The organism is Nitrospira sp. Vd2 (genome assembly GCF_979581665.1).
This window is the reverse complement of sequence record NZ_CEFZSK010000020.1, coordinates 1-25,701: the sequence shown is the minus strand read 5'-3', so window position 1 is coordinate 25,701 and position 25,701 is coordinate 1. Positions and strand designations below refer to the sequence as shown.

27 protein-coding genes are annotated in these 25,701 nt (G+C 59.9%); 10 read left to right on the top strand and 17 right to left on the bottom strand.

Annotation, left to right across the window (positions count from 1 at the left end; all coding sequences use genetic code 11):
* Nucleotides 1-11 precede the first annotated feature (11 nt).
* The 9 genes from AC1U7K_RS09295 to AC1U7K_RS09255 all read right to left on the bottom strand — a co-directional run bounded on the left by AC1U7K_RS09295 (nucleotide 12) and on the right by AC1U7K_RS09255 (nucleotide 9,085).
* Nucleotides 12-947, bottom strand: a complete 936-nt coding sequence (locus tag AC1U7K_RS09295) for an SDR family oxidoreductase (protein WP_480250893.1) — start codon at nucleotides 945-947, stop codon at nucleotides 12-14.
* A complete protein-coding gene (locus tag AC1U7K_RS09290) occupies nucleotides 944-1,765 on the bottom strand; it encodes a TlyA family RNA methyltransferase (RefSeq protein WP_480250892.1) in 822 nt (273 codons plus the stop codon). Before AC1U7K_RS09290 ends, AC1U7K_RS09295 begins: the two co-directional genes overlap by 4 nt.
* A 50-nt stretch (nucleotides 1,766-1,815) precedes the next feature.
* Nucleotides 1,816-2,073, bottom strand: coding sequence for an exodeoxyribonuclease VII small subunit (gene xseB / locus AC1U7K_RS09285; RefSeq protein ID WP_480250890.1), 258 nt, complete (start codon nucleotides 2,071-2,073; stop codon nucleotides 1,816-1,818).
* 44 nt (nucleotides 2,074-2,117) lie between these two features.
* The gene (gene xseA, locus AC1U7K_RS09280; protein WP_480250889.1) at nucleotides 2,118-3,473 is read right to left on the bottom strand and encodes an exodeoxyribonuclease VII large subunit; all 1,356 of its coding nucleotides are present in this window, start codon (nucleotides 3,471-3,473) and stop codon (nucleotides 2,118-2,120) included.
* Between the two features lie 28 nt (nucleotides 3,474-3,501).
* Complete coding sequence (locus tag AC1U7K_RS09275; protein ID WP_480250888.1) at nucleotides 3,502-4,281, bottom strand: TIGR00282 family metallophosphoesterase; 780 nt, start codon at nucleotides 4,279-4,281, stop codon at nucleotides 3,502-3,504.
* A 4-nt stretch (nucleotides 4,282-4,285) separates the two neighbouring features.
* The gene (gene rny, locus AC1U7K_RS09270; protein ID WP_480250887.1) at nucleotides 4,286-5,863 is read right to left on the bottom strand and encodes a ribonuclease Y; all 1,578 of its coding nucleotides are present in this window, start codon (nucleotides 5,861-5,863) and stop codon (nucleotides 4,286-4,288) included.
* A gap of 497 nt (nucleotides 5,864-6,360) precedes the next feature.
* On the bottom strand, nucleotides 6,361-6,657 hold the full coding sequence (locus AC1U7K_RS09265; RefSeq protein ID WP_480250885.1) for a cell division protein ZapA: 297 nt from the start codon (nucleotides 6,655-6,657) through the stop codon (nucleotides 6,361-6,363).
* On the bottom strand, nucleotides 6,641-6,904 hold the full coding sequence (locus AC1U7K_RS09260; RefSeq protein ID WP_480250883.1) for a cell division protein ZapB: 264 nt from the start codon (nucleotides 6,902-6,904) through the stop codon (nucleotides 6,641-6,643). The genes AC1U7K_RS09265 and AC1U7K_RS09260 overlap by 17 nt, the downstream gene beginning before the upstream one ends.
* Nucleotides 6,905-6,964: 60 nt before the next feature.
* Entirely contained in the window at nucleotides 6,965-9,085 is a 2,121-nt protein-coding gene (locus AC1U7K_RS09255; RefSeq protein ID WP_480250882.1) for a lytic transglycosylase domain-containing protein, read from the bottom strand.
* A gap of 230 nt (nucleotides 9,086-9,315) precedes the next feature.
* Here AC1U7K_RS09255 and rlmN point away from each other — a divergent pair, with 230 nt between their 5' ends.
* Genes rlmN through larE form a run of 4 tightly spaced genes read left to right on the top strand, consistent with a single transcriptional unit; the run spans nucleotide 9,316 to nucleotide 13,982 of the window.
* Nucleotides 9,316-10,419 carry a dual-specificity RNA methyltransferase RlmN gene (gene rlmN / locus AC1U7K_RS09250; RefSeq protein WP_480250881.1) on the top strand — a complete coding sequence of 368 codons (1,104 nt, stop codon included), beginning with the start codon at nucleotides 9,316-9,318 and terminating at the stop codon, nucleotides 10,417-10,419.
* 1 nt (nucleotide 10,420) lies between these two features.
* Complete coding sequence (locus AC1U7K_RS09245; protein ID WP_480250879.1) at nucleotides 10,421-11,812, top strand: M16 family metallopeptidase; 1,392 nt, start codon at nucleotides 10,421-10,423, stop codon at nucleotides 11,810-11,812.
* A complete protein-coding gene (locus AC1U7K_RS09240; protein WP_480250878.1) occupies nucleotides 11,809-13,158 on the top strand; it encodes a M16 family metallopeptidase in 1,350 nt (449 codons plus the stop codon). The genes AC1U7K_RS09245 and AC1U7K_RS09240 overlap by 4 nt, the downstream gene beginning before the upstream one ends.
* The gene (gene larE, locus AC1U7K_RS09235) at nucleotides 13,155-13,982 is read left to right on the top strand and encodes an ATP-dependent sacrificial sulfur transferase LarE (RefSeq protein ID WP_480250876.1); all 828 of its coding nucleotides are present in this window, start codon (nucleotides 13,155-13,157) and stop codon (nucleotides 13,980-13,982) included. The genes AC1U7K_RS09240 and larE overlap by 4 nt, the downstream gene beginning before the upstream one ends.
* On the opposite strand, the gene atpF is transcribed toward larE, so the two are convergent.
* The 5 genes from atpF to AC1U7K_RS09210 form a co-directional block, all read right to left on the bottom strand.
* Nucleotides 13,970-14,476 (bottom strand): F0F1 ATP synthase subunit B, encoded by a 507-nt coding sequence (atpF, locus tag AC1U7K_RS09230; protein WP_480250875.1) that lies wholly within the window; start codon nucleotides 14,474-14,476, stop codon nucleotides 13,970-13,972. The two genes, larE and atpF, sit on opposite strands and share 13 nt — an antisense overlap.
* A 21-nt stretch (nucleotides 14,477-14,497) precedes the next feature.
* Entirely contained in the window at nucleotides 14,498-14,728 is a 231-nt protein-coding gene (gene atpE / locus AC1U7K_RS09225) for an ATP synthase F0 subunit C (protein ID WP_447979179.1), read from the bottom strand.
* A gap of 33 nt (nucleotides 14,729-14,761) precedes the next feature.
* The gene (locus AC1U7K_RS09220) at nucleotides 14,762-15,517 is read right to left on the bottom strand and encodes a F0F1 ATP synthase subunit A (RefSeq protein ID WP_480250874.1); all 756 of its coding nucleotides are present in this window, start codon (nucleotides 15,515-15,517) and stop codon (nucleotides 14,762-14,764) included.
* A 41-nt stretch (nucleotides 15,518-15,558) separates the two neighbouring features.
* A complete protein-coding gene (locus AC1U7K_RS09215) occupies nucleotides 15,559-15,789 on the bottom strand; it encodes an AtpZ/AtpI family protein (RefSeq protein WP_480250873.1) in 231 nt (76 codons plus the stop codon).
* 134 nt (nucleotides 15,790-15,923) lie between these two features.
* The gene (locus tag AC1U7K_RS09210; protein WP_480250872.1) at nucleotides 15,924-16,157 is read right to left on the bottom strand and encodes a hypothetical protein; all 234 of its coding nucleotides are present in this window, start codon (nucleotides 16,155-16,157) and stop codon (nucleotides 15,924-15,926) included.
* 184 nt (nucleotides 16,158-16,341) lie between these two features.
* On the opposite strand from AC1U7K_RS09210, the gene AC1U7K_RS09205 reads away from it, so the two are divergent.
* The 3 genes from AC1U7K_RS09205 to AC1U7K_RS09195 are packed head-to-tail and all read left to right on the top strand — an operon-like array spanning nucleotide 16,342 to nucleotide 19,442.
* Nucleotides 16,342-17,862, top strand: coding sequence for an anthranilate synthase component I family protein (locus AC1U7K_RS09205; RefSeq protein WP_480250871.1), 1,521 nt, complete (start codon nucleotides 16,342-16,344; stop codon nucleotides 17,860-17,862).
* Nucleotides 17,847-18,716 (top strand): aminotransferase class IV, encoded by an 870-nt coding sequence (locus AC1U7K_RS09200; protein WP_480250869.1) that lies wholly within the window; start codon nucleotides 17,847-17,849, stop codon nucleotides 18,714-18,716. The genes AC1U7K_RS09205 and AC1U7K_RS09200 overlap by 16 nt, the downstream gene beginning before the upstream one ends.
* Nucleotides 18,717-18,761: 45 nt before the next feature.
* Nucleotides 18,762-19,442, top strand: a complete 681-nt coding sequence (locus AC1U7K_RS09195) for a lytic transglycosylase domain-containing protein (protein ID WP_480250868.1) — start codon at nucleotides 18,762-18,764, stop codon at nucleotides 19,440-19,442.
* On the opposite strand, the gene nadB is transcribed toward AC1U7K_RS09195, so the two are convergent.
* On the bottom strand, nucleotides 19,378-21,009 hold the full coding sequence (gene nadB / locus AC1U7K_RS09190; RefSeq protein ID WP_480250867.1) for an L-aspartate oxidase: 1,632 nt from the start codon (nucleotides 21,007-21,009) through the stop codon (nucleotides 19,378-19,380). The two genes, AC1U7K_RS09195 and nadB, sit on opposite strands and share 65 nt — an antisense overlap.
* Before the next feature lie 63 nt (nucleotides 21,010-21,072).
* Complete coding sequence (locus tag AC1U7K_RS09185; protein ID WP_480250866.1) at nucleotides 21,073-21,570, bottom strand: lipoprotein; 498 nt, start codon at nucleotides 21,568-21,570, stop codon at nucleotides 21,073-21,075.
* A 184-nt stretch (nucleotides 21,571-21,754) separates the two neighbouring features.
* Here AC1U7K_RS09185 and AC1U7K_RS09180 point away from each other — a divergent pair, with 184 nt between their 5' ends.
* The 3 genes from AC1U7K_RS09180 to AC1U7K_RS09170 all read left to right on the top strand — a co-directional run bounded on the left by AC1U7K_RS09180 (nucleotide 21,755) and on the right by AC1U7K_RS09170 (nucleotide 24,024).
* The gene (locus AC1U7K_RS09180; RefSeq protein ID WP_480250864.1) at nucleotides 21,755-21,850 is read left to right on the top strand and encodes an AURKAIP1/COX24 domain-containing protein; all 96 of its coding nucleotides are present in this window, start codon (nucleotides 21,755-21,757) and stop codon (nucleotides 21,848-21,850) included.
* Nucleotides 21,851-21,881: 31 nt separating this feature from the next.
* On the top strand, nucleotides 21,882-22,112 hold the full coding sequence (locus AC1U7K_RS09175; protein WP_480250863.1) for a DUF6812 domain-containing protein: 231 nt from the start codon (nucleotides 21,882-21,884) through the stop codon (nucleotides 22,110-22,112).
* Nucleotides 22,113-22,290: 178 nt separating this feature from the next.
* Nucleotides 22,291-24,024 carry an ABC transporter ATP-binding protein gene (locus AC1U7K_RS09170; RefSeq protein ID WP_480250862.1) on the top strand — a complete coding sequence of 578 codons (1,734 nt, stop codon included), beginning with the start codon at nucleotides 22,291-22,293 and terminating at the stop codon, nucleotides 24,022-24,024.
* Nucleotides 24,025-24,064: 40 nt separating this feature from the next.
* On the opposite strand, the gene AC1U7K_RS09165 is transcribed toward AC1U7K_RS09170, so the two are convergent.
* The gene (locus AC1U7K_RS09165; RefSeq protein ID WP_480250861.1) at nucleotides 24,065-25,633 is read right to left on the bottom strand and encodes an ATP-binding protein; all 1,569 of its coding nucleotides are present in this window, start codon (nucleotides 25,631-25,633) and stop codon (nucleotides 24,065-24,067) included.
* Between the last annotated feature and the right edge of the window lie 68 nt (nucleotides 25,634-25,701).

The following is a 25,701-nucleotide window of genomic DNA, read 5'->3' as shown; positions in this document are numbered from 1 at the left end:
CTTGTCGACACTCAGTGGCTGCTCCGGTCAAGTTCTTCACGGAAGAACTCGACCGTGCGCTTCAAGCCGTCTGGGAGGCTTACACGAGGCTCCCACCCCAGTTCCGTGCGGATCCTCGTGATGTCCACGACGCTACGGGCCTGCTCGCCTTTCTTCGCCGGCCCATGGATGCCCTTGAAGTTTGAGCCGGTAAGGCCGGTGAGCACCATGAAGAGTTCGTTCACGCTGGTTTCCTTCCCGGTGCCCACATTGTAGATACCCTGAATATCTTGCCCCATGACGGCAAGATTCGCTTCCACGACATCTTCCACGAAAATGAAGTCGCGGGTCTGACGGCCATTGCCGTTGATGACGGGTTGTTCTCCCGCCAGCATTTTTCTCGCAAAAATCGCGACGACGCCCGCTTCTCCCTCCGGGTCCTGCCTCGGCCCGTACACGTTGGCATACCGGAGCGAGACGTACTGAATCCCGCTCACGTGTTGATAGTAGGCCAAGTAATGCTCCCCGGTGAGTTTACTGATGCCGTATGGTGAAAGGGGTCGGGTGGCATGATCTTCAGGCGCTGGAAACACATCCTGTTCGCCGTACACCGCGCCGCCGGAAGATGCAAAGATGATCTTCCTGCTGCCATGTTTCACCGCTTGCTCCAACAGGTTCAGCATCCCGAGAATGTTCACTTGCGCATCGAAAATGGGATCCTCGACCGATCGCCGGACATTCATCTGCGCCGCAAGATGGATGACGAGCGAGGGACGCTCTTTGCGGAAAATCTGCTCGATCCGCGAACTTTGGATGTCGACCTTGTAAAATTCAGCGGCCCGATTGACGTTCCTCCGTTTGCCGGTCGAGAGGTCATCAACGATGACGACATCGTGTCCCTCCTGCACCAATCGATCGACGAGATGAGAGCCGATAAAGCCCGCCCCACCGGTCACGAGAATCTTCATGCCGAGCTCCTCTCTCCCTGTGCGCCATGTGTGTGGACCTGCGATGCACCGCTCCGACCTTCCGTCCCTTGCCTCGACACGTGAAACCCAGCCAGGATTTCCTTATTCCCCTTTTGTCCGATCACTGGCGAGTCAATGAGACCAAGAGAGAGCAGTCCCAACGCGCTCGCATCATTGATGACACGCTGAGCGACGGCTTGCCGTTGAGTCTCATCCCGAACGATGCCGCCTCGCCCTACCTGCCCCCGGCCGACCTCGAATTGCGGCTTCACCAGTGCGACAACATAGGCACCGCTTGTAAGGAACGGGACGATCGCAGGCAACACCAGTCTGAGGGAAATAAAAGAGACGTCGATGACGGCAAGATCGATGGGATCGGCGACCGCAGACGACGGGAGATAACGAATATTCTGCCGGTCCAGAACGAGGACCCGCGGGTCCTGTTGCAAACGCCAATCAAGTTGTCCGTATCCCACGTCGACGGCGTAAACCCGGGCTGCGCCGTGTTGCAGCAGGCAGTCTGTAAACCCACCGGTGGACGCGCCGACGTCCATCGCGACCATGCCACGGGGATCGATCGCAAAGGCTTTCAACGCGGCTTCTAACTTGCGTCCGCCTCGGCTGACATAGGGCTCGGCTCGCCCGCTCACCTCGATGTGATCGTTCGCGCTGATCGGCGTCGCTTGCTTGTCTACGGGCACACCATTCACTTTGACATGACCGGCCAGAATCAAGCGGGCGGCCTGTTCACGGCTTGGTGCGAGCCCGCGAATGACCAGTGCTTGATCGAGGCGATCACGGCCGGAAGTTCTCGCCATGAAGGAAGCCGGCGATATATCTATCGGGGGATCGGTGACGCGGACGAATTTCAAACGGAGGACAGCAGATCGCCCGCCTCCTCCGTGCCGGGGTTAAATGCGCGAAGCCGCTTCTTGCCGTCTTTCTCTTGCACGAGAATTTCGACCTTGCGTTCAGCGTCATCGAGCATTTTCAAGCAGGTTTTCGAGAGCCGGATACCTTCTTCGAAAATCTTCAACGACTCATCCAACGGGAGGTCGCCCCGTTCGAGCTCGGTCGCGATCGTTTCCAAGCGGGCCAGCGCGTCCTCAAATTTAATCGTTGCCATGAAATCCCCAGGTGAAATGCGGTTATTATCACGCTCTGCCTCTTTCAGGTCAAGCGCTCTGACTCTCCGCTCACCATATCGACGACGCAGATCAGGTGCCCGGCACTCAGCCGCACACGGACACGTTCACCAGCCGAAACATCTGAAGCTCGCCGAACGATGGCTCCGTCTGCGATGCGATCGACAATACTATAGCCGCGGGCTAGCACGGACAACGGGCTTAAGGAGGTCAACTTGCCGGCCGCCGCACCGACACGCTGGCGCTGCAAGCCCAGCATATGTCCGGCCGCCTCCTCCAATCTCTTCGCCAACTGAGTGACCAAGACGGAAGCCCCCCTGATCGTGTTTCGTGGGCTGCAGACGAGAAGATCCTGCCGGCTCTGATAGATGCACTGCCGGACGCCAGCGAGCTTTGCGGCAAGTGTCCCTCGAAGACGGTCAAGGAGGTCGTCGATACGTTGAGCGTGGCGATGGATGCGGACGAAGAGAACCGGCATAGCTTCACATCGGCCGATGACCCGCCGCTCTATCGCGGCTAACTGGTGGCGAATAGCGCGCTCGTGCCGGCCGGTGACTTCACGGAGGGTGTGCAGCAGGTCACCCAGAACGGGCGCGACGAGTTCGGCGGCCGCCGACGGCGTCGCCGCCCGCACATCGGCCGCGAAGTCGGCCAAGGTGACGTCCGTCTCGTGACCGACGGCAGAGACGACGGGCACCGGTGAGGCGGCAATGGCGCGCACGACCACCTCTTCGTTGAAACTCCACAAATCCTCCATGGACCCACCGCCACGCCCGACGATCAGCACGTCGAGGTCGCCGGACCGGCCCGCTTCTTCTATGGCCGCCGCAATCTGGTGCGCGGCGCCATCTCCTTGGACTGAGACGGGATAGAGCCGTATAGTAAGCCGTGGGCACCGCCGGTGGAGGATCATGAGCATGTCCCGAACCGCGGCGCCCGAAATAGACGTCACGATTCCAATGCATCTAGGGAGAAGCGGAAGCACCCGCTTCCGACCCGGGTCGAACAAACCCTCTCGTGCCAGCTTGTCTTTCAGCTGCTCGAACGCAAGCTGGAGCGCTCCTACTCCTTTCGGCTCTAGGTAATCGAGCGAGATTTGATACTCGCCGCGCGGCTCGTAGACCGTCAGGCGCCCTCGGACGATCACGTGCAATCCTTCTCGCAACGCAAAGCGGAGCCGAACGGCGGCCGTGCGAAACAGGACTACTCTGATCTGACTTACTTGATCTTTGAGCGTGAAGTAGAGATGCCCTGAGACCGGCGCACGAAGATTGGAGATTTCACCTTCTACCCAAACGTCCGGAAACGTCTCTTCAAGGCGGTTGCGGATCAGGACGGTCAAATCGGTGACCGTCAATACACGTTGGAGGGCTCCAAACATCGCAAGCGTCGGCGGATGATTGGCCGGATCACTCCGGAATTCGGAATCGGCGGATCGCGACGGCCTTGCCGAGCGTCGCGTCCAGTTGGATCAAGACCGCGCAGAGCACCGCCGGCCCGGAGGCAACCTCGAATCGCCTCGGCATGCCGGTCAAAAACTTCTCGATGGCGAGTTCTTTCTTGATCCCAATGACCGAGTGGACAGGTCCGGTCATTCCGATATCGGTGAGATATGCCGTCCCCTTCGGAAGGATCTGCTCGTCGGCGGTCTGGACATGGGTATGTGTTCCAACGACGGCCGATACTTCTCCGTCTAGGAAATACCCCATCGCCATCTTTTCGGACGTGGCTTCTGCGTGCATGTCGACGATGATCGCGCGGGTCTCGAGCTTGAGAGCGGCCACCTCTCGGCGGGCCACTTGAAAGGGGCAATCGAGCGTCGGCATATACGCCCGCCCCATGAGCTGCACGATACCGACCCGGTCTCCCGTCCCAGTTTGGATAATCGTCCGCCCATGACCCGGAACTCCATCGGGATAATTGGCCGGCCGCAACAACCGCGGTTCATGACGGATATAGTCGACGATCTCCTTCTTATCCCACGCATGGTTTCCGAGCGTGATCGCCTGTACGCCCTCGTCGAACAGCTCTTGCGCGAGCTCAGGTGTGATGCCGAAGCCACCGGCCGCGTTCTCGCCGTTGCCGATCACGGCGTCGACGGCATGCTCCATGACGAGCTTGGGAAGGCGGCGCGTGATGACCCGCCGCCCCGGCTCTCCCATGATGTCGCCGATAAACAGAACGTTCATAACGCTACTTCGCGAAATCGACGAACCGGCTCTCACGGATCACCGTCACCTTGATCTGGCCGGGATACGTCAATTCATTTTCGATTCGTCGGGCTAGCTCTCGGGACATCAACGAGGATTCCGCATCGCTCACCTCGTCATGCCGCACGATCACGCGGATTTCACGACCGGCCTGGATCGCATACGCCTTTTGAACGCCGGCCAGGGAGATGGCGAGGGACTCGAGCTTCTCCAGTCGCTTGACATACGCTTCCAACGCTTCACGCCGAGCGCCGGGTCTTGCCGCCGACAGCGCTTCAGCGGCCGCCACAAGGACCGTTTCCGGGCAGATCGGTTCGACCTGCTCATGGTGCGCCGCAATGGCATTCACGACCTTGGGCGATTCGCCATAGCGCTTGGCGATGTCGGCGCCAAGCATGGCATGCGGCCCTTCCTCTTCATGACTCACCGCTTTCCCGATGTCATGCAACAGGGCGCCGCGTTTGGCCAACTTGACGTCCAGGCCCAATTCGGAAGCCATGATGCCGCAGATATACGCCGCCTCACGGGCATGGTAGAGATTGTTCTGTCCATAGCTGGTCCGGTATTTCAGCCGGCCGAGAATCTTAACGAGGTCCGGATGGAAATCGGAGAGCCCGACCTCAAAAATGATCTTCTCGGCCTCCTCGATCATCATCTTATCCAGATCCGTCTTCACCTTTTCGACGATTTCCTCGATCCGCGTCGGGTGGATCCGACCATCGTGCATCAGCCGTTCCAACGACACCTTGGCAATTTCGCGACGGAGCGGGTCGAAGCCCGAGATGATGACGGCTTCTGGTGTCTCATCAATAATGAGATCAATGCCGGTGGCCGCTTCAATGGCGCGAATATTACGGCCTTCCTTGCCGATGATCCGGCCTTTCATGCCATCGTTGGGAATCGGCACGACCGAGATCGTCGCCTCGGAGACGTAGTCACGCGTGACACGTTGAATCGACCGTGAAATGATTTCGCGGGCTTCCCGTTCGGCGTTCTCCTTGGCCTCATCGATGACTCGCTTGGCAATGCCGGCCGCCTCGCGCTTGGCCTCAGATTCGATCTCCGCGATCATGTGCCGCTTGGCCTCTTCGATGGTCATGCCCGCGACCTGCTCGAGCGCCTGCCGTCGCTCTCGGAGCAGTCGTTCGCCGGCGGCTTCACTCGCCGCCACTGACTCTTCGCGTTTGGATAGAAGCGCGTCCCTTTTTTGGGCGTCTGCCTCCCGCTTCTCGATTGCCGCAATCTTGCGATCCAGTTGCTCCTCCCGCTGAAGCAGCCGACGCTCGAGCGCGACCATCTCTCCCTGCCGGAGCTTCTGTTCCTTCTCCAGATCTGCCTTGGCCTGCAAGAGCAGGTCCTTGGCTTCCAGCTTGGCCTCCTTGACGAGATTTTCGGCCTCGCGCTCCGCGGTTTGAACCGTCTGCCGTGCATGTTCCTCCGCTTGTTGACGCTCCGCGGCCCATTTCCGTCGCTGAAGCACGCCGATGAGGACGACTCCGATGACCGCGCCAAGAACGGCTACGGCGAGGTATGTGACGATCGTGGTAAAAATGATGGGCACCCCTTTCGAGTCTGCGGAGGAAGAGGGTGGGACGGGACCACGCTACCGGAGCAGATGCACGAAGAGGAAGACGTGCAGGACGGGACAGACCCTAAACAAACAGGCTTAGCGTGGCGATGAACCAGGGACAGGCGAACGGCCGGTCGCGGAGAGGAGGGATCGCGGACGCCGCCGCTCGCGTTCCTCACGGATCATCCCGGACAGGGGATCACCACGGCCTCTCCTTATCTTCTCAGCAGATCGCCAACTTCGGATACGAGTAGAAGACTGCCGCCAAAGAAGAGGAGCAAGCGCTCCGCCACTCATCGGGATCGGCAGCACCCACCAGGTTCCTATCACCACAGCGAGAATGGTCAATGCAACAATCACGTCAAGAGCCTGTCAGAGTCGATCATCTGAGCCGTCACGCCTCAACTTCGTCCCTCGTCCACTTCCCTTTCCTTAGGGACAATGGCACCGTATCAAAAAGTGGCGGTTCATTGCAAGCGCACAGTGGTTCACGGCTTTCGCACGACCTGTAAGTGCTCCTCGATGGATTCCATCAAGCTGGCGGCTCGCCGGTCGATGTCCGCCTCGCCCTCTGCCCGCATCCGCTGGCACTCGAAGAGCTGATGCGCAATGTTGATCGCGGCAAGGACCGCTAATTTGGACATCGTGACCGTTTTAAGGTCCTTTCCCACGAGGCGCATCTGCTCATCGACGTATGCCGCCAATTGTCGAACGTACGCCTCATTTGCCTCTCCCTTGATCGTGTACGGGTGTCCGCAGATCTCCACATCAATGGTCGTAATCAAGGGCGACCTCCTTGGGTTCCCCGAGCGCGTCGAGGACGTCCAGTTCGCCTAACACCTTTTCGATCCGAGATTTGACGTCGGTCCGCTCCTCTTCCCAGCGCCGATTGAGCTCCTCTTGCTCCAGTAACCGTCCGCGCACCGTCCGCAACTCGGATTGCAGCGCCGCGTTGGTCCGTTTCAATTCTTGAACGATCTCGACGAGATTCCGAATGCGTGCTTCCAGTGCCTCCAGCTTTTCCAGTGCCATCGTACTCCGTTGGATTACCCGATGCGTGTCGGGATAAAAAATGGCCGGACTATAGAATCTTCAACACCCCTTGTCAAGCGAACTGACGTCGCACAACGCGCTGACGAGCCGCTGATATTCACGATAGCTTCGCAGCACCCGTTTGACGTAGTACCGTGTTTCTTGAAACGGGATCAGTTCGACGAACTCATCGAGATCGCGGCCCTGGTGCGCGGCGATCCAGGTCGAGACGACTTGCGGCCCGGCGTTGTACGCGGCAACCGCATGAGCGACATTGCCGCCAAACTGCTGTAAGAGCTGCTCTAGGTAACGAACACCGTAACGAATGTTCGTCGCTTCATCAAACAAATCCTCTCTGCCCACGCCTTCTCCAACCTGTTTGGCGACCGTCTGAGCGGTCAGTGGCATGAGCTGCATGAGACCGACCGCCCCGACGCGGGACAGGGCGCGGGCGTCGTACTGACTTTCCTCTCGAATGATGGCTGCGGCCAACAGGGGGTCAAGGGATTCGGCATGGCTTCGGATCACCGGCAGGTGGGCCGTCGGGTAGGCAGCGGACCAGAGAACGGTCGGGATGGGGTCCCCGGCACCACGTTCGATAGGATCGCGGAAATACAATCGCGCCAACCGTAACGCTTGATGGTATTCACCAGCCTCGCGCAACAATGCGCACAGCTCGACGATGATTGTACGATCCTTCGGGGACCGCTCAGCCAACGCCGTCAACTCCTTTGCCGCCTCTTGGTCCGCGCCGACCCACTTCAGCTCGATGGCTTTCAGATAGTGCACGTCCTTCCTTAGCTCCGAGGGCGCCTGAGCCGAAGAGGCCGAGTCCACCGGCAACACCATGAGCGCGCTGCCTCCCTTCCCGGCTTGCTGCACCAACTGACAATAATAGGTGAAGGGGTAGCGGCGGCACAGGTCTGCGTAGACGTCCGCCGCGCGCGAGTCCCCCAGTCGCTCCTGCGTCCGTGCCAGCCAATACAGTGATTGCGGTGTCCATTGAGGGTCCTCTGGGCTTGCGGTCAGCCGCTCGAAGGTGCGAAGCGCCTGCTGGTACCGTCCGTTCCGGTACTGGACCCACCCGACGCGCCACAAGCCTTCAAGACGTTGGCCCATTCCCTCCGCCGTCTCGATCGCCTGGTGATACTTCTCGATCGCCTGCTCCGGCTGCCCGTGGTCATCGAGCCAGACACCGGCGAACATCAGAATACTGGCGCGCTGATCGGGGGACCCGACGCCGGCTGGCAGCGACGGCAGCAACGCGAGCAGGCGATCGCCCTGGTCCTGCCGAAGATAAATCCGTGCCAACCATACGGCTGCCTCCCCGGCCAATGCAGAGCGGCTATGCGCCAATGCGTCATAGACCTCACGGGCTTGATCGTACCGTTTCAACCGGACATACGCCGTGCCGAGTTTGAATTTCGCCTCGTCGCGCTTGGGATGGGAGGGGGCGGCACCGAGAAATTTTTGAAATTCGTCGATTGCCTCGGCATGCAATGCCAAAGAGAGAAAGGTATTGGCGCGGGCCAACCACTCCTCGGGAGACGGTTGCCACATCTCACCGTTGATCTTCAGTGTCAGCCGCAGAGCCGCTTCTCTCGCCTCCGGTGCGTTGGGATAGCGAACCCACAATTGCTTGAGGCTCATGACGCTGTCGAGACGCCGATTCTCGCGAAGTTGGCAATCGGAAAGCATGAATTGAGCAGTGGGAGCAACAAGGTCCTGTGGCGCAATCGCGATCGCGCGGGCGAAGAGATCGCTTGCCTTAGCGCATTGCCCCGACCGATACCACGCCTCTCCAGCGCGGTAGGCGGCCCGCCCTCTGAGGAGCGTGTCCGGCAGGGCGGACAGTGATTCAAACAGTGCCGCGGCTTCCGCCATATTGCCCAGTCGAAACATGGCGTCCCCAATCCAAAACCGAACGTAGTCATCGAGAATGGGAAAATCGACTTGTACCGTTCGCAATCTCTGCCCGGCTTCGGCGGGGTCGCTCTCGAGGAGCACGAGCGCCAGCGCGAGATTGGCACGCTTCCCCCAAATCGAGTCCGGTTCGGCACCATAGATCGCGCGAAGGCGTTCCACTCGGCCTTTCACTCTATCGGCGGACGACGTGCCGTTGTCTCGCCCCTTGAGGGCGGCGCGAAAACAACTGTCCGGCGTGGCGATACATGTCGTCACCGCAGATGGACCGACTGTCGGAACGTCGCCTGCGAAGGTCCAGGAAGTCAGGAGGGGGAAAAGGACGAGGAGGAGCGAATGAATGATGGATCGCATTCCGTGTCGTCAACCACGCGCCAGCAGGGATGCGCAGATTATAACAAAGGCCCCTAGCGAGGTCCACGCATGGTCCTCTTGTTCCACGCGGCCTTTGCTTGTCACCGATTTTCCCGCTGTGTTAGGCTCACGTCATGCGTGCCGCGACCGCTGCTCGTCCTCAACAAGACACACCACTCGATCTTCTCGCTCTTAGTCCTCGCCTGCTCCAAGAGCTCCTTGAGTCCCTCGGCTGGCCACGGTTTCGAACCACTCAGGTGCTGAGGTGGCTCTACCGCCATCGTAGCCGCCGAATTCAGGACATGACCGATCTATCGGAAGCGGATCGCGAGCGGCTCGCCTCAATCGCGACAATCGGGCGCCGGCAGGATGTGCGGGAACTGATCGCTTCCGACGGCACACGGAAATTTCTCATCGCGCTCGAAGACGGCCTTCACGTGGAGGCGGTCCTGATCCCCGAGGGGCGCCGCTTGACGCTTTGTCTCTCGACGCAAGTCGGCTGCACCCTCGATTGCACGTTTTGCTTGACTGGCACGATGGGTTTGAAACGCAACCTTCAGGCGCACGAGATCACCGAGCAGCTTTTCGCCGTTCAGGATCATCTCAAACCGGACGAAACGATCACGAATCTCGTCTTCATGGGCATGGGGGAACCATTAGCCAACGTGGAGGCCGTCCGTGACGCGCTTGGGCGAATCACAAATTCGACGTGGGGATTCGGCTTCTCACCCCGCCGGATCACTGTTTCGACCGCCGGTCTGGCAAGCCGGATGCCGGAACTGGCCGCGTTGGGCGTCAATCTGGCGATCTCCCTCAATGCGACGACGTCCGAGCAGCGCGATCGACTGATGCCGACCGCAAATCGTCTGCACCCGCTCGCGGAGCTCCTCGCCGCTTGTCGCGCCTATCCGCTGGCGCCGCATCGCCGACTCACCTTTGAATATGTGTTGCTCGCCGATGTGAATGACAGCCTGGAGGACGCCAGGCGGCTGGCGAAACTCCTGCGCGGTATGCGGTGCAAGATCAATCTTATTGCCTTCAACGCGTTTGGCGGCAGTTCGTATCGACGGCCCGAGGACGCGGTCGTCGAGCGGTTTCAAACGCAACTCAGAAGCTCGGGGTTTGACGTCTTCATACGAAAAAGCAAAGGACGAGACGTATTGGGGGCATGTGGACAGCTTGGCCTTATTCCTCCACCTCCGCTGACCCGCACGCCAGCCGTCTCGGCACACGGATAATATGACCGCATGTCGGTTTCGACGCGATGTCCCCACAAAGCTTTTCGCTGTCTCTTTGCTGATCCTCGCGATCTGGGCGGCGGCCGCCGCCGATTCGATGCAAATCGAGGGGCTATCCAATGTCCATGAGTCTATCTTGAGCAACGGTCTCAAAGTGTTGCTGGTGGAAAATGCCAAAGCTCCGGTCGTCACCGTCCAGATTTGGTACAAGGTCGGGAGCCGCAATGAAGTGATGGGTCGCGCCGGGCTGTCGCACATGCTCGAGCACATGATGTTCAAGGGGACGGAACACAATCCCAAAGGGACGTTTTCCCGCACCATCCGTAAGAACGGCGGCAATGATAACGCGTTTACCAGTCAGGACTTCACGGCCTACTTCGAGAATTTGGCTGCCGACCGAGTCGACCTCGCGCTGGCGCTGGAGGCGGACCGGATGCAGGGCTTGATGCTCGACGACAAGGAATTTCAACTGGAGCGAGAAGTCGTCAAAGAAGAACGCCGGCTGAGGACCGAGGACGACCCGCAGTCGGCCCTGGTCGAGATGTTGTTTGCACAATCGTTTCTCATGCACCCGTACCACTGGCCTGTCATTGGCTGGTTTTCGGACCTCAACGCCATGACGCTCGAGGATCTCAAGAATTACTACGACACCCATTACAGCCCGAACAATGCGACGCTGGTGATCGTAGGTGACATCAAAGCCGACGGGCTCCTTCCCACGATCAAACGGCTGTTCGAGCCCATCCCGAAGGGTCCGATGCCGCCGCCGCAGCGCGTGGTCGAACCGGAGCAGCGCGGCGAGCGGCGCTTTCTTCTGAAACGTCCCGCCGAATTGCCGTTCGTCATGGCCGGGTACCGCGCGCCGAATTATGCCAGCGACGATGCGTATGCCTTGACGATTCTCGAATCGATCCTCTCGCACGGCAAGAGCTCGCGGCTGTATCGCAGCCTCGTGTACGAGCAGAAGATCGCGCTCGCGGTCGGCGCGGAGTACAGCGTGCTGCAGACCGAGCCGCAGCTCTTCTATTGCTTCGCCATGGTGCGGCCCGGTGTGAAATTTGAAGAGGTCGAGGAGGCGCTCTACCGAGAATTCGAGCGGCTGCAACAGACGCCGCCCACTGATCAGGAATTGCAGCGCGCCAAGAACCAGGTAGAGGCGGACTACATTTTCGGTCAAGACTCCAACTTTCGCCAAGCCATGCTGCTGGGGCAGGCGGAATCGGTTGGAGCGGGCTGGAAACAGATCGACAAATTCTTGGAACGGATCCGAACCGTCACGGCACAGGATATTCAGCGCGTCGCTCGGCAATACTTGATTCCGGACGCGCGAACCGTCGGCATTCTCGTTCCAACCCCCGGTGAATCCGGTCAGGGACCGGAGGGGCAATCATGAGGTTGAGGTGTGCTCTCTGCTGGCCGGCGCGGCTGATGTTGGCGTGCCTGCTCCTACTCTCCTCCGCTCGCAGCCTTGGGGCTGCCGAGATCAATCCGGTTCGTTTTGTCCTTCCCAACGGGCTGACCGTGCTGGTTCTGGAACAGCATGCACTGCCGATCGTTCATCTGCATGCGCTGATTAAGACCGGTGCCGCTCACGATCCTCCGGACAGAGCGGGCTTGGCAAACCTCGTTGCAGGCTTACTGGACGAAGGCACGACGACGCGGTCGGCCAAACAGATCGCCGAGCAGATCGAGTTCGTCGGCGGCACGCTGCAAGCCAAGGCGGCAGAGGATTTTACCGTCGCGTCCGCGCGCGTTCTGAAGAAGGATACCGAACTTGGTTTCGAGTTGTTCAGTGATATCCTGTTGCATCCGGCCTTCCCCGACCAGGAGCTCGAGCGCGTCCGAGGGCTGATCCTCGGGGAAATTCAGAGCGAACGTGAAGATCCGGGTCAGGTCGCCGCCAAGGCCTTCAAGCAGCTCGTCTACGCCAACCATCCGTATCGGTGGCCGGTCAACGGGACGGAGGACACGTTGCCGAAGATCAAACGGTTGGACGTGTTGCAGTTCTATAGCCGCGAGTACGTGCCGAACCAAACGATTCTCGTCGTGGTCGGCGATTTGACCGTTGAGCAGGCGCGCGCGCAGATCGTCAAGCGCTTCGGGGCATGGAAGCGCGGGGAGACGGCCTCCCGGCTTCCTTCCCCGGCGCATGGATTAGAGAAGCCGATTGTCAAGCTGATCGACAAGGATTTGACCCAGGCAACGGTCGTCATGGGGCACGTCGGCATCAGTCGGACGAATCCCGATTATTATGCCGTCACCGTTATGAATTACATTCTGGGCGCCGGTGGGTTTTCCTCACGGCTGATGGATTCCATTCGGGACAGTCAAGGGCTGGCGTATCATGTCGGCAGCCATTTCGAGGCGAATCTCCTGCCCGGCCCCTTCGTGGTCAGCTTGCAGACGCGCAACGAGGCCGCCAACCAGGCGATCGCCGGCGTGCTGACGGAAATCAATCGGATTCGGGAAGCGCCGGTGAGCGATCAAGAATTGGCGGATGCGAAGGCCTACTTGATCGGTAGCTTCCCGTTGCGCCTTGATACGGTTCAAAAATTGGCGGAGGTGTTGGCTCTCGTGGAGTTGTACGGATTGGGGCTCGATTACTTCACGAAATACCCAAAACTCATCGAGCAAGTGACCAAAGACGACGTGATGCGTGTCGCCAAGCAATACCTTCACCCACAGCGCTACGCCTTGGTTGTCGTGGCGAACCAAGCCAAAGCCAAGATCAAGTCATGAACGGCCCGACCTTGCTGCTCGACAAACTCAGGCGAATGGAAGACACGCTCAAGGAAATGGGCAGCGTATTGGTCGCCTACTCGGGCGGCATTGACAGCACGGTAGTCCTGAAGGTCGCGCACGCGTGCTTGGGAGCACAGGCGGTCGGCGTGACGGCCGTCTCACCGACCTTTCCCGAACGAGAGCTCGAGCAGTCCAAGCGCGTGGTGGAGGAAATTGGTGCGCGGCATCTGATCGTTGAGACGGATCAGCTGAAAATTCCGGCCTTCGTGCGGAATGAGGCGGATCGCTGCTTTCATTGCAAGACAGACCTGTACGAATTGATCAGCCACTTGAAGCCAGAACTTGAGGCGAACGTCATCGTCGACGGTACGAACCTCGACGACCTGAGCGACGACCGCCCCGGGCTTCAGGCGGCCCGGCGATGGGGGGTGCGCAGCCCGCTGGTTGAAGCGGGAATCGGGAAGACGGAGGTGCGCGCGCTGGCCAAGGAGTTGAAACTCTCGAATTGGGACAAGCCGGCTGCGGCGTGCTTATCGTCCCGTATTCCTCATGGCACGATGATCACCGTGAAAAGATTGCATCGTGTGGAACACGCCGAAGCGGTCCTCTTCAATGAAGGGTTCACACAGTTCCGTGTGCGAGATCACGGCGAGATCGCCCGACTGGAGCTCGACGACGCCGGACGACTGTTGATGGAGGATCAGCGCCGCCGGGACCGAATCAGCAGGGATTTGCAAAGGCTGGGATTCCGGTTCGTGACGGTCGATCTCGAAGGATACCGGCCGGGCGGCGCGAACGCCGCCCCGGGTCAGCGACCGTAGACCTTCGAAACGGCGGCAAGCGCTTCATCGGCCATCCGACGGTGGTCGGCGTCGGTGAGGCTGCGCTCCACCACCTTCTCAGCGACCAGGAGGGCCAGGTCTGTTGCGTGAGCGCGAATCTCTTGAATCGCTTTGCGGCGCTCATGCTCGATCTCACGAGCCGCATCGGCTTTCACACGCTCCGCCTCCGTCACCAACCGCTGCTCGTTCTCATCCCACAGCCGCTGCGCCCGCTCCTTGGCTTGAGCCAGGACCGCTTCCGCTTCGCGTGACGCAGCCGCCAACTTGGCCTCATACTCCTGCATCTTGCGTTCGGCCTCCACGCGGTGACGCTCGGCCTGCTCCAAGCTTTCGCGGATCTTCCGTTCCCGCGTCTCGAGCGTGTCGAGGATCGGCGGCCAGGCATACTTGTAGAGGACCCAGAGCAAGATGCCGAACGACACCAGCTCCCAAAACAGCAGGGACGAAAAGAAATGGCTCTCAAACTGTGGCATAGCCTTCCCCTCTCGTATGCGCTACTTGCGGAGCCCCATGATGATGAACGCAATGACCAACCCGTATAGCGCAATCGCTTCGACGAGCGCGAAGCCGATCCACATATACTTGCCCACCCGGCCTTCGGCCTCCGGTTGCCGCGCCACCGCTTCGATCATCTTTCCAAAAATGTATCCGATGCCGACGCCCGCGCCCGCAAAACCGGCTGCGGCCATTCCCATACCCAACAATGCTGACGCTGCAGAATCCATTGTCTCCCTTTCCTCCTTCTAAAAAGTTCGCACTCAGTGCGAATGTGCCTCGTGGCCTTCGTGCCCATGGAGATGCATGGCATCGCCCAAGTAGACGCAGGTGAGGACGGTGAAGATATAGGCCTGGATGAACGCGATACCGACTTCCAGCGCGTTCATGGCAATGGTAAAGGCAAACGGCAACCATCCGATGAGCGCCCCGCCAGCGATTGCCAAGCCGAAGAGTACGCCGAGGATCACGTGCCCAGCCGTCATGTTGGCGAATAGTCGGACGGCCAACGAGATCGGTCTCGCTAGTTGGCTGATCAACTCGATCGGCATCATGAGTGGCAGCAGCCAGCCCGGCGTGCCGGGCGGCACGAGGATCCCGAGAAACTTGATGCCATGTCGAACAAATCCGACGATCAGGCTGAGGGTATACACCGTGATCGCAAACGCGGCGGTCACGATGATCTGACTTGTGACGGTGTACGATCCTGGAATGAGACCGAGCAGGTTGGAGAACAGAATAAACAAGAACAGCGCGGCGACGAACGGAAAGAATTTCAACCCGTCCTTCCCCATCGTGTCCAGGATCATGCCCCTGATGAAGTCGACGAGCAGTTCCGCACCGCTTTGGAGCTTGGTCGGCACCAAACGTCGGGATGAGGCTGCGGCGATGAAGAGTCCCGCGACGAGGGCTAAGACAATCCACATCAGCAGTACGGCTTTGTTAATCGAAATATCGAGGCCGAAGAGAGAGAGGTCGACGAAATTATGCAGCTCAAACGGATGGAGTGGATTTTCCATGGCGTCAGACTTCGCTTCGACTGATTGCGTTGACGATGAACCTACGCGGTGCCGCGATCGGAACCCCAGCGCTGAGACGCGCGGTAGACATTCAGGATTCCGGCAGCCACGCCGAGAACCAGCCCTACCACCAGGCCCCAGGGTGCCGATGCAAAAAGGTAGGTGTCTGCCAACCAGCCCAGCCCGCCCCCGACGACGACCGAGGCAAGCAATTCCGTTCCAAGACGGACGGCTTGCCCCAAGCCTGCATAAAAGGGATCGGCCGAGGACATGGAATCAACGCATCTCGGACGTTGAGCCAAGAAGGCGCGTTATTGAACCAAACCAGGAGGGGGATTGTCAAGGCAAAGCTCCGCCCCTTGCCCCTCACGTTGGCTCCCGTACGTCAAGGAGCGAGGGATCCGGGTCAGGACAACGGAACGATTTGAACCGTACGAGTCGACTTCCGGCGGCCGGAGACCCGTTCCACAAATCCCGGCAAGGCCGCATTCCGGACGAGCCGACGCCGCAATATACCGGGATCGACGACCTCGCCGCAGGCCATACAGCGCCAGGCCCGCAGCCAGTGCGTCCCTTGATCATCTTCCATATCAATGTAGTAATCCACGATCATGAGCCCGTCGCAGCGCGTGCATTTCATGATGACCTCCCCAATAGCAATGCCATCATGACAACTGATTGTTCACTTAGGTATCAGTATCTATCGATATCCGGGCGTCGTCTTCTGAGGAACGGCACGTAGGCAACGGCGTTCGTCCGTCACAACGGGTGGTTATTCATATGGTTGGCCAAAAGTGTTGCATGCGCGAGGTTCGGTAGGCAGAATGACCGATCCGATGCTCACTCCCGCTGATGCCATGATCTCACCCTCTGAGTCGGCGTATCTTCGAGGCGCGCCCCAGCCCCTCGTCCTGACGACAGAGGCTGTGCATGACAGCCCGTATGCCCTTTACCGCCGCCTCACACATCCGACAGCCCCTTCCTTTCTTCTCGAAAGTGGAGTCCCTGGCTCACGCGTCGGGCGTTATTCGTTCTTGGGGTCGCAGCCTTATCTGGTCTTTAGCGGCAAAGGCGATCACTATGAATGGTCTCGTCCGGAAACCGGGACGATTCGCGCCATTGGCGATCCGTGGGCAGTGCTCGTGGATTTGCTCCGGAAGTCGCATGTTCAGCGGCCTGCCAATCTGCCGCCGTTCATCGGCGGAACCGTGGGCGTCGTGAGTTACGATCTGGCCCCCCGCTTCGAACGGCTGCACCTTGCCGGCAAGGACGACCTCGGATTTCCGGATCTCCATTTTCTTTTTCACGATGTGATCGTCGCCATCGACCATGAGCGCGCCTTGTCGCAGATCATTTTTATGCCGCCCCTCGAGCGCTTCGAAGCAGAGCCAAGGGAAAAACTCTACCGTGAGGGATGCGACCGGCTACTGGCATGCCACGCTCGGCTTCTCGCCCATAACTCTAGTTTCGCCGCTTTTCCCTCCAGTCCATTGCACATCTCGGTTGGGCAGAGTCCCGAAGAGTATGAAAGCCTGGTGCGACACTGCCAGCGGTTCATCGAGGCCGGCGACATCTATCAGGCCAATCTCTCGCATCGATTCACGGTGCAATGGCCGGGCGACAATCGCTCGGTACACCAACGGGCGGTCGACCTGTACGGGCGCCTGCGTGCTGTCAATCCGTCGCCGTTTTCGGCTTTGCTCCAACTCGGCCCCTTCAGTCTCGTGAGCGGCTCGCCTGAACGGCTCGTTCGTCTCGTAGGCAAGCGAGCCGATACGCGACCGATTGCCGGGACGCGGCCACGAGGCGGGACGGCCGATGACGACCGGCGACTCGGCGAGGAGCTTCTCGCCAACGTAAAAGAGCGGGCGGAGCACGTCATGCTGGTGGATCTGGAGCGGAATGACCTCGGCCGCGTGTGTCGGTATGGCTCCGTGCGGGTCGATGAATTCATGGCGCTGGAGCGTTACTCGCACGTCTCACACATCGTGTCAAACGTGACGGGTCAGCTTCGCGACGGAGTGGATGGATTCGACTTGCTCGCCGCGATGTTTCCCGGCGGGACGATCACAGGCGTTCCAAAGATCCGGTGTATGGAAATCATCGATGCCCTCGAGCCGGTTCGGCGCGGTCCGTACACCGGGTCCATCGGCTATTTCAGTTGGAGCGGTGATCTCGACTTCAATATCCTGATTCGCACATTGCTCTTAACCAAAGACCGCGGTTACCTCCAAGTGGGAGCAGGGATCGTCGCGGATTCCGACCCCAAACGCGAATACGAGGAAACGCTGTTCAAAGCGGCCGCAGCTATCCAAGCACTTGGGCCACCATGTGGGTCTTCTTAAACGATCGCTTCATTCCTGAGGATCAAGCCACGGTCTCCGTCTTCGACCATGGATTTTTGTATGGCGATGGCGTCTACGAAACCTTGCGGGCCTATCAGCGAAAGATTTTTCTCCTCCGTCGTCACCTCGCGCGCCTATCCCGTTCGGCAGAATTGATCGGCCTTCCGCTTCCCCTTTTCGAAAAGGACTGGGCTCCGCTGCTGCATGAAGCACTCATACGAAATGACTTGTTCGACGCCTACGTTCGCATCACGGTATCCCGGGGCCCGGGAAAAATCGGGCTCGATCCTGCCCTGTGCCGGACCCCCACGACCGTCATCGTCGCGACGCCCCTCCCGCAATACCGACCGGAGTGGTACGAGGCAGGTGTCACACTGACGATCGCCGAGACGCGCCGCAACCATCCTTCCGCGCTCTCGCCGCAGATCAAGTCGTTGAACTTCTTAAACAACATCCTTGCGAAACGAGAGGCACTCGCACGCGGAGCCTTCGATGCAATCATGCTCAATACCGAGGGGGCTGTGACGGAATGCACCACGAGCAATATTTTTTTCGTCGCAGACGGCATCGTGCGCACGCCCTCGGTGGGCTGCGGGATCCTCGATGGCATTACCCGCTCTGTCGTATTGGCGCTCGCCGAGGAGGCCGACTTAAATGTCGAAGAAGGCCGCTATTCCCCGGATCAGGTGCTCAACGCAGATGAGTGCTTCCTGACGAACACCACAATGGAGATTATGCCGGTTTCTCACATCGATGGGACACGGATAGGGGCGCACACCCCGGGTGCTATCACGTCCCGACTGCACACTCTCTTCCAGGCCAGGCTTCCGACACTCCTTGAGTCATTGATTTAACAAAGGTTTTTGACGCTTCTGGCAACCGCTGCTATGGTTATGACCATGCTTCGGCACGACACCGTCCTGCGTTCCGCCGCGTTGGCCACCTTTTTCATCGGCCAGTTCGTTTTATCGTTTGATGCAAACGCGACACAGGAGGTGTATCGAAAAATCGACCGCCAAGGCGTGATTGCCTTCACGAACGTGCCGAGCGATGACACCTTTGCCAAAGTCGACTTGGGGACCAGCCGAGTCCGCAGTCGCCTTCCGCTTCGCGACCTGGAAGGAACGATCGCGCATCACTCCCGTCGCCATCGGCTCGATCCTGCACTGGTGAGTGCCGTGATCAAGGTGGAGTCCGATTTCGATCCGGAAGCGGTATCACGGGCGGGGGCGATCGGCCTCATGCAGCTCATGCCGGAAACCGCGCAGCGGCTGGAGATTCACGATCCGTTCGACCCGGAGGAGAATATCGCAGGCGGGGTGCGATACTTACGCTATTTGCTCGATCGGTTCAACGGCAATCTGCCGTTGGCGCTCGCCGCGTATAATGCGGGGGCGACACGCGTGGAACAGTATGACACGCTCCCTCCAATCCGGGAAACGCGTCATTATGTGAAAAAGGTGTTGCGGTACTATCGGCTGTTCGGTGAACGCCGCATCCCGGAGTCGATCACCATCAAGGCGTTTTCTTCACCGACCTGGCCGAGAGCCGTGGCAGTGTCAGGGGTCCAACTCCCGTAGCGTCATCCCGCTTCAGCCGGCTGTGTTGCTTCCATCCTAATCCCTTCACTTCCGGATAATCAGACCGATAGTGGGCGCCCACACTGTTTTCCCGCCAAAGTGCCGCCTCGGCAATGCACCGGGAAACATGGATCATATTCTTGACCTCGAGCTCCCGCCGACTCACGAATGGACGCGAGACAAGCCGATCCCATCGTGAAAGCTGCGCCACGGCGGCCGTGAGCGAGTCACGTGACCGCACGATTCCGACTTTGCCCCACATGAGCCGGCGCAACGAACTCCTGAGTTTATCGGCATCCTCGAGCTGACAGACCTGCTGCCCGTCAAGGTCGGCGAGCGTGGGCAGCTCACGCGCCGTTCTTGGATGACGACTGTCGCGAACCACCGCCTCCGCCGCCCGTGCCCCGAAGACCAACCCTTCGAGCAACGAGTTGCTGGCCAGCCGATTGGCTCCATGGACGCCGGTGCACGCTACTTCGCCTGCGGCGTAGAGTCCCGCTAACGTTGTGGCGCCATTGATATCGGTTTTAACGCCGCCCATGTGGTAATGCGCGCTCGGAGAGACCGGGATCCACTCTTCGGTAATGTCGATGTCATACCGTAGACATGTGGAATAGATCGTCGGGAACCGCTGTTTGATGAACGAGGCGCTCAGATGCGTGATATCGAGGTACACATAGCGGGATCGCGTCGCCGCCATTTCAGCCCAGATCGCCCGCGCGACGATATCGCGCGGCGCTAATTCAGCCGACGCGTGGTAGCGATTCATGAACCGTTCGCCTTTGATATTCCGGAGGACGCCTCCTTCTCCGCGAATCGCTTCCGACAGAAGAAACGGAGGGCTCGAGGGCAAGTACAGCGCGGTGGGGTGGAATTGCACGAACTCCATATCCTCCAACACCGCGCCCGCCCGGAACGCCATCGCCATGCCGTCGCCGGTGGCATTCGGCGGATTCGTCGTCCGGGCGTAGACCTGCCCACTGCCGCCTGTCGTCAGCACGACAGCCCGGGCTGCCAGTATCAACCGATCGTTGGTGTCCTCATTGAGAACCAAAGCGCCGCGCACCGCACCGTCACCGATCACAAGATCGATGGTAAAGTGTCGCTCCAGCCATTCGATGGATTTCGAGCGACGCGCTTGGGCCATGAGGACCCGCACCATTTCGTTGCCGGTCGCATCGCCTCGGGCGCGGAGGATTCGGCTGCGGCTGTGCGCGGCTTCTCGCGCGAAGGCAAATTTGCCGCCGATCTTGTCGAAGCGGGCGCCCCATCGGATGAGTTCCTGAATCCGCCGAGGGCCCTCTTCCACCAGGACGCGAACTGCCTCTTTTCGGCAGAGCCCGCGGCCGGCTTTCAACGTATCCGTGAGATGAATGGCGACGTCATCTTCTTCGCTCAAGGCAACGGCCACCCCGCCCTGGGCGTAGATTGAGCTGCTCTCGAGTGGATGGCCCTTGGTCAACATCATGACACGGCCATGACGGCCGAGTTCGATCGCGGCCCGCAAGCCGGCCACCCCGCTGCCGATGACGAGAAAATCCGATTCCTCTGATTGAGCCCGAGCCATCAGATGACCATTAGGACAGCGTGGCGTGAGCGGGCAGGATCGGCACGGTGAGCGCGAGGTCGATCAAGATGGCGGGCTTCCTGTTGAATGAGCGGGCGGCACTGTCCGCCGCATCGCGATCCCGAACGGGACATCCCCTCCGACGCCGGATAACAGAATAGACTGCATTCCCGTCCACCGAAGCAACCCATGGCCGCGATCCCGGAAGCCCGTCTCGGCGGGATCGCGCTTCCACTGCCCCTGCCAGTGCAGGTACACGTCGATGCGGTCTCCGTCGATCACGACGCGCTCGATGGAAAAGTCGAGGGCGATCTCCCGGAACTCGTCGAAATCCTTCTTCGAATCGTGCAGCACCCGATCGGCCGCCTCGTTCGGCAACATGAGGGCCTCCATTCCGCTCAAATCCCGCTTGGTGTAGGCCTTTCTCAATGACTCCATCGCCTGGTCGAGACGGACATAACGGGCGTGATCCTCCGGGTACTGCGGCCCTTTCGATCCGCACGCAGCGGCCACGGATACAACGAGGACGAGGATGATCGCAGGATACAGAGGTCTACGCATAGAGATGCGGCAGTATAAAAATCGGCTCGAGATGTCGTCAAGCAAGCGAGGAGTCCAGCGCAGTCACGACGGAGGTCATTCATTCCCTTGACAGCTTTCGCACACATATGTTACCAGTTCACGTTTTTTGCGCGCCGGTTGAAGTGTGCCCGCGTGCATCAACCACTGCCTCGTTGAGGTCTCAATGTCGAGTGTCCTGAAGAAGCGTCGCAAGAAGATGCGCAAGCACAAGCACCGAAAGTTGCGGCGACGCCAAAAGTTCTTACGCCGACGCAGTTAGGCGGAGTGCCACCCATTACCGGGAGGTTGATGTGGCCGAAGGGAAAAGCGATGGGAAGAAGGTCCGGATTCAGGTGCGGACCGTCAACGGCACCTATATCGGCGATTTCCTGATTCCTCCCATGCGGAACCGCGTCTCCGATGCCATCAACGAAGAGCAGCGGTTGTTCATCAACTTGACGGATGTCGTCGTCAATGACACCGACCGTGCTGCATTCGTGTCGCTCAATAGAAATCTGATCGTCTCGATCGCCCAACTGTAACTGTCATTGATGCCGAGCGCCCCCGCGCCGCCGCCGATTTGCGCGAAGTCGACCCGCGCGAAGCCAGTTCGATTGTCCGCCGCGATGTGAGTCTCTCCTTTTCCGACGCCTGGATTCATTGCCACCTGTGCCCGGCACAAAGCCGATGGTTCGTCCGCATGACCGCCGATTGAGCCAGATGTCCTACTACCGTCGCTTCTATCCCTTCATCCGGCCGTATCTCCCGAAAATGTTGCTCGCCGCGCTGCTCGTCATGGCGGTCGCCGCGCTGAACCTTGCCCTGATCCGAATGGCGGGGGTGCTGTGGGATCAGATCACGGTGCAACGCAATCTGCCCGCGATGACGCGTTCCATCGGCGTGTTTCTCGCGCTCATCGTCGTCCAGGGCCTATTGTCCGTCGGCCACAGTTACGTGACCGCTTGGGTGTCTCAGCATGTCGTGACCGGCTTTCGCACGCACGTCTTCGCGCATGTGCAGCAACTCTCGCTCAGTTTCTTCGCTCGACATCGAACCGGCGAAATTCTCTCCCGGCTCATGAACGACATCAACGTCGTTCAGACCACCCTGACCGAGACCCCGATCGACTCGAGCAAACAGCTCGTCACCCTGGTGGGCGGCATCGCGTTCCTTCTCGTGATGAACTGGCGGCTCTGCGCGCTGATCCTCCTCCTGCTGCCGCTGCTCGTCCTCGTGGCCCGTGCCTTTGGCAAACAGTTGAAGGCGTTGTCGACGACGATCCAAGACCAGACGGCCTCCATTACGACGCTCGTTGAAGAAGTCATCAGCGGCATTCGGGTGGTCAAGTCGTTCGTGCAGACGCGGCGCGAGGAAGTCCGGTTCAGCTCGTACGTCCACCTCGCGCTTCAATTGGCGCTTCGGCGTGCACGCGTCCTGGCCGTCTTCATCCCGACCATCACCTTTTTCACGTTTGCCGCCGCCGCGGCCGTCTTGTGGTACGGCGGCAGACAGGTCATCGAGGGAACGGTGTCGCCTGGTGACTTGTTCGCGTTCGTACTCTTTGCCGGGATTCTCATCGGCCCGTTTGGATCGGCCGCGCGCGTCTTCGCCCAATTGAAGGAAGCGCAGGGGGCAATGCATCGGGTGTTTGACATTCTCGATACGCAGCCCGAGGTGCGGGATCGCCAGGACGCGATCGCGCTGCCCCCGATTTCGGGCCATGTCGTCGTGTCGCACGTGTCCTTCGCTTACGATCCACGACAGCCGATCTTGGCCGACATCTCGTTCGAGACGACCCCCGGAGAAGTGGTCGCGCTCGTCGGACCGACGGGCGCGGGGAAAACGACGCTGATCAATCTCCTCCACCGCTTCTACGATCCCGGCTCAGGTCAGATCGCGATCGATGGCCACGATCTTCGCGATGTGCGGATCGACACGCTCTATCGCCAAATCGCGCTGGTTCCCCAGGAGACGATCCTCTTCGGCGGCACGATTCTCGACAACATCCGGTACGGGCGCGAGGAGGCGAGCGAACAGGACGTCATCGATGCGAGCCGTGCCGCCAACGCCCATGAATTCATCACGGCACTGCCCGACGGCTATCGCACCGTCGTCGGAGAAAAGGGCGTGAACCTCTCCGGTGGTCAGCGACAGCGCTTGGCCATCGCGCGCGCGATCTTGAAGAATCCACGCATCTTGATGCTCGATGAGGCGACCTCGGCCTTGGATACCGAGTCGGAACGGTTGGTGCAGGAAGCGCTGGAGCGGCTGATGGCGGGGAAGACGACTTTCGTGATCGCCCACCGCCTGACGACGGTTCAACGGGCCAATCGCATTCTCGTGTTGAACAAGGGACGGCTCGTCGAGCAAGGCGATCACGTTTCGCTGATGGCACGAAAAGGACTGTATCACTACCTGTATACGCTACGATTAGCAGAACAGGCTGTCGGGTAGGTCCGGCCACTGGCGCGGCCGCCTTCCAACCACTGCACCGTCACTCGACGGCCAAGGGCAACCGCAAGATGAAGCGCGCCCCGCCGCCGGGCGCCCGACTGACACTGATCGTCCCGTGATGCGCGGCGATGATCGTCGAGGAGATCGACAGCCCCAAACCCGTCCCCGTGCCCGCCTGTTTCGTCGTAAAGAACGGCTCGAAGATGCGCTCCACCAAATCAGCCGGTACCCCGGGCCCCGTATCGTCCACCACCACTTCTACGTCCGCGCCGATAAGGGTGGTGCGAATGCGAATGGCACGATGATCGGTATGGATCATGGCATCTCGGGCGTTGAGCAAGAGATTGACGAACACTTGCTCCAGCTGGGTCGCGTTGCCGGTCACGACCGGCTCAGCAGCGGCCAAGTCCAACGCGACGTCAATGGTCGCCTGCGTCAGCGGCTCGCGCACGAATGACAACGCGGTTTCAATCACGTCGTGGAGCGAGCAGAGATCGCGCCGTGGATCGCTCCGTCTTGCAAAGATCCGAAGATGCGAGACGATTTCCGCCGCTCGACGGACCTGCTGCTGAACGAAACGCAGCGCCTCCAAGGCCTGCTGTGGCTCATAGGCGCCGCGCTTGATCGTGTCCTCCAGGTTACCGACGAACAGACTGATGTTGTTGAGGGGATTGTTGAGATCGTGGGTAATGCAGGTCGCCATCTCGCCAATCGTGGCGAGCTTTCCCGCCTGGATCAATTGGTCCTGCTTGAGGCGGAGTTGCTCCTCGCGTTCATGAGCTTCGGCGACAAGGCGGTGCAGCGACTCCTCGCCGTCTTTGAGAGTGGTGATGTCCGTCATCGCCGCTACGACGCACGGGCCTTCTCCATGCTTCGCACCGAGCATCGCTCCGGCGGCGGCAACCCACACGATACGCTCGGGCCGCGCACCTCGTAGCCGGCACTGAATGTGAAACGAGGTCCGTCTGTCCACTGCGACCTCCCACGCCCTTGTCACCTGCTCGCGATCGTCGGGATGCACAGAGTCTGTCCAGCGAGTCCCCGTGGCCTCCGTCACGGTCGTGCCAGCCAATTCGGCCCACCGGGCATTGGCATACATCAGCCGTTGCTCAGAATCGGCGGCGATAATTGCGATCCCGGAGAGTGTCGACACTGTCGCCAGCATCTCCTCGCTCTCACGCAATGCCTCGCGAGTCTGATGGTGTTCCGCGATTTCTCGGCGCAACTGCTCGTTCGCCTTCCGCAGACGATCGAAGAGAGTATGAGTCTGGGAGGTGAACCATACGAGCATAAGACTCACGCTGGAAAAGGCTAGAAGACGGACAGCATCGTGGGGATGCTCGACAGCAAACGACTGCAGCGACGGTAGCGTAAAGTACAGAACGCCCAGCGTCGCCAACGCTGTGGCAGCCAATCCAGGCCCGGTCCCGGCATACCAGGACACGATGACGATCGCGACCCACGGCAGCACGAATTTGGCGCCCTCGAACCAGGGGTCAAAGACGTGCGTGAGGATGAGCGCGACTAGGACGAATAGAGAGGCGAATGTGTAGGGACGGAGCAGGCGCCCGGGATCTTTCATTCCGAGCGAATAGAGGAGGAGTTCCACAGCCTGATACTAATGTCCTGTCTCTGAAGTACGTGGAATAAGTTGTGCATTGGTGGTGTCCTCAGGTA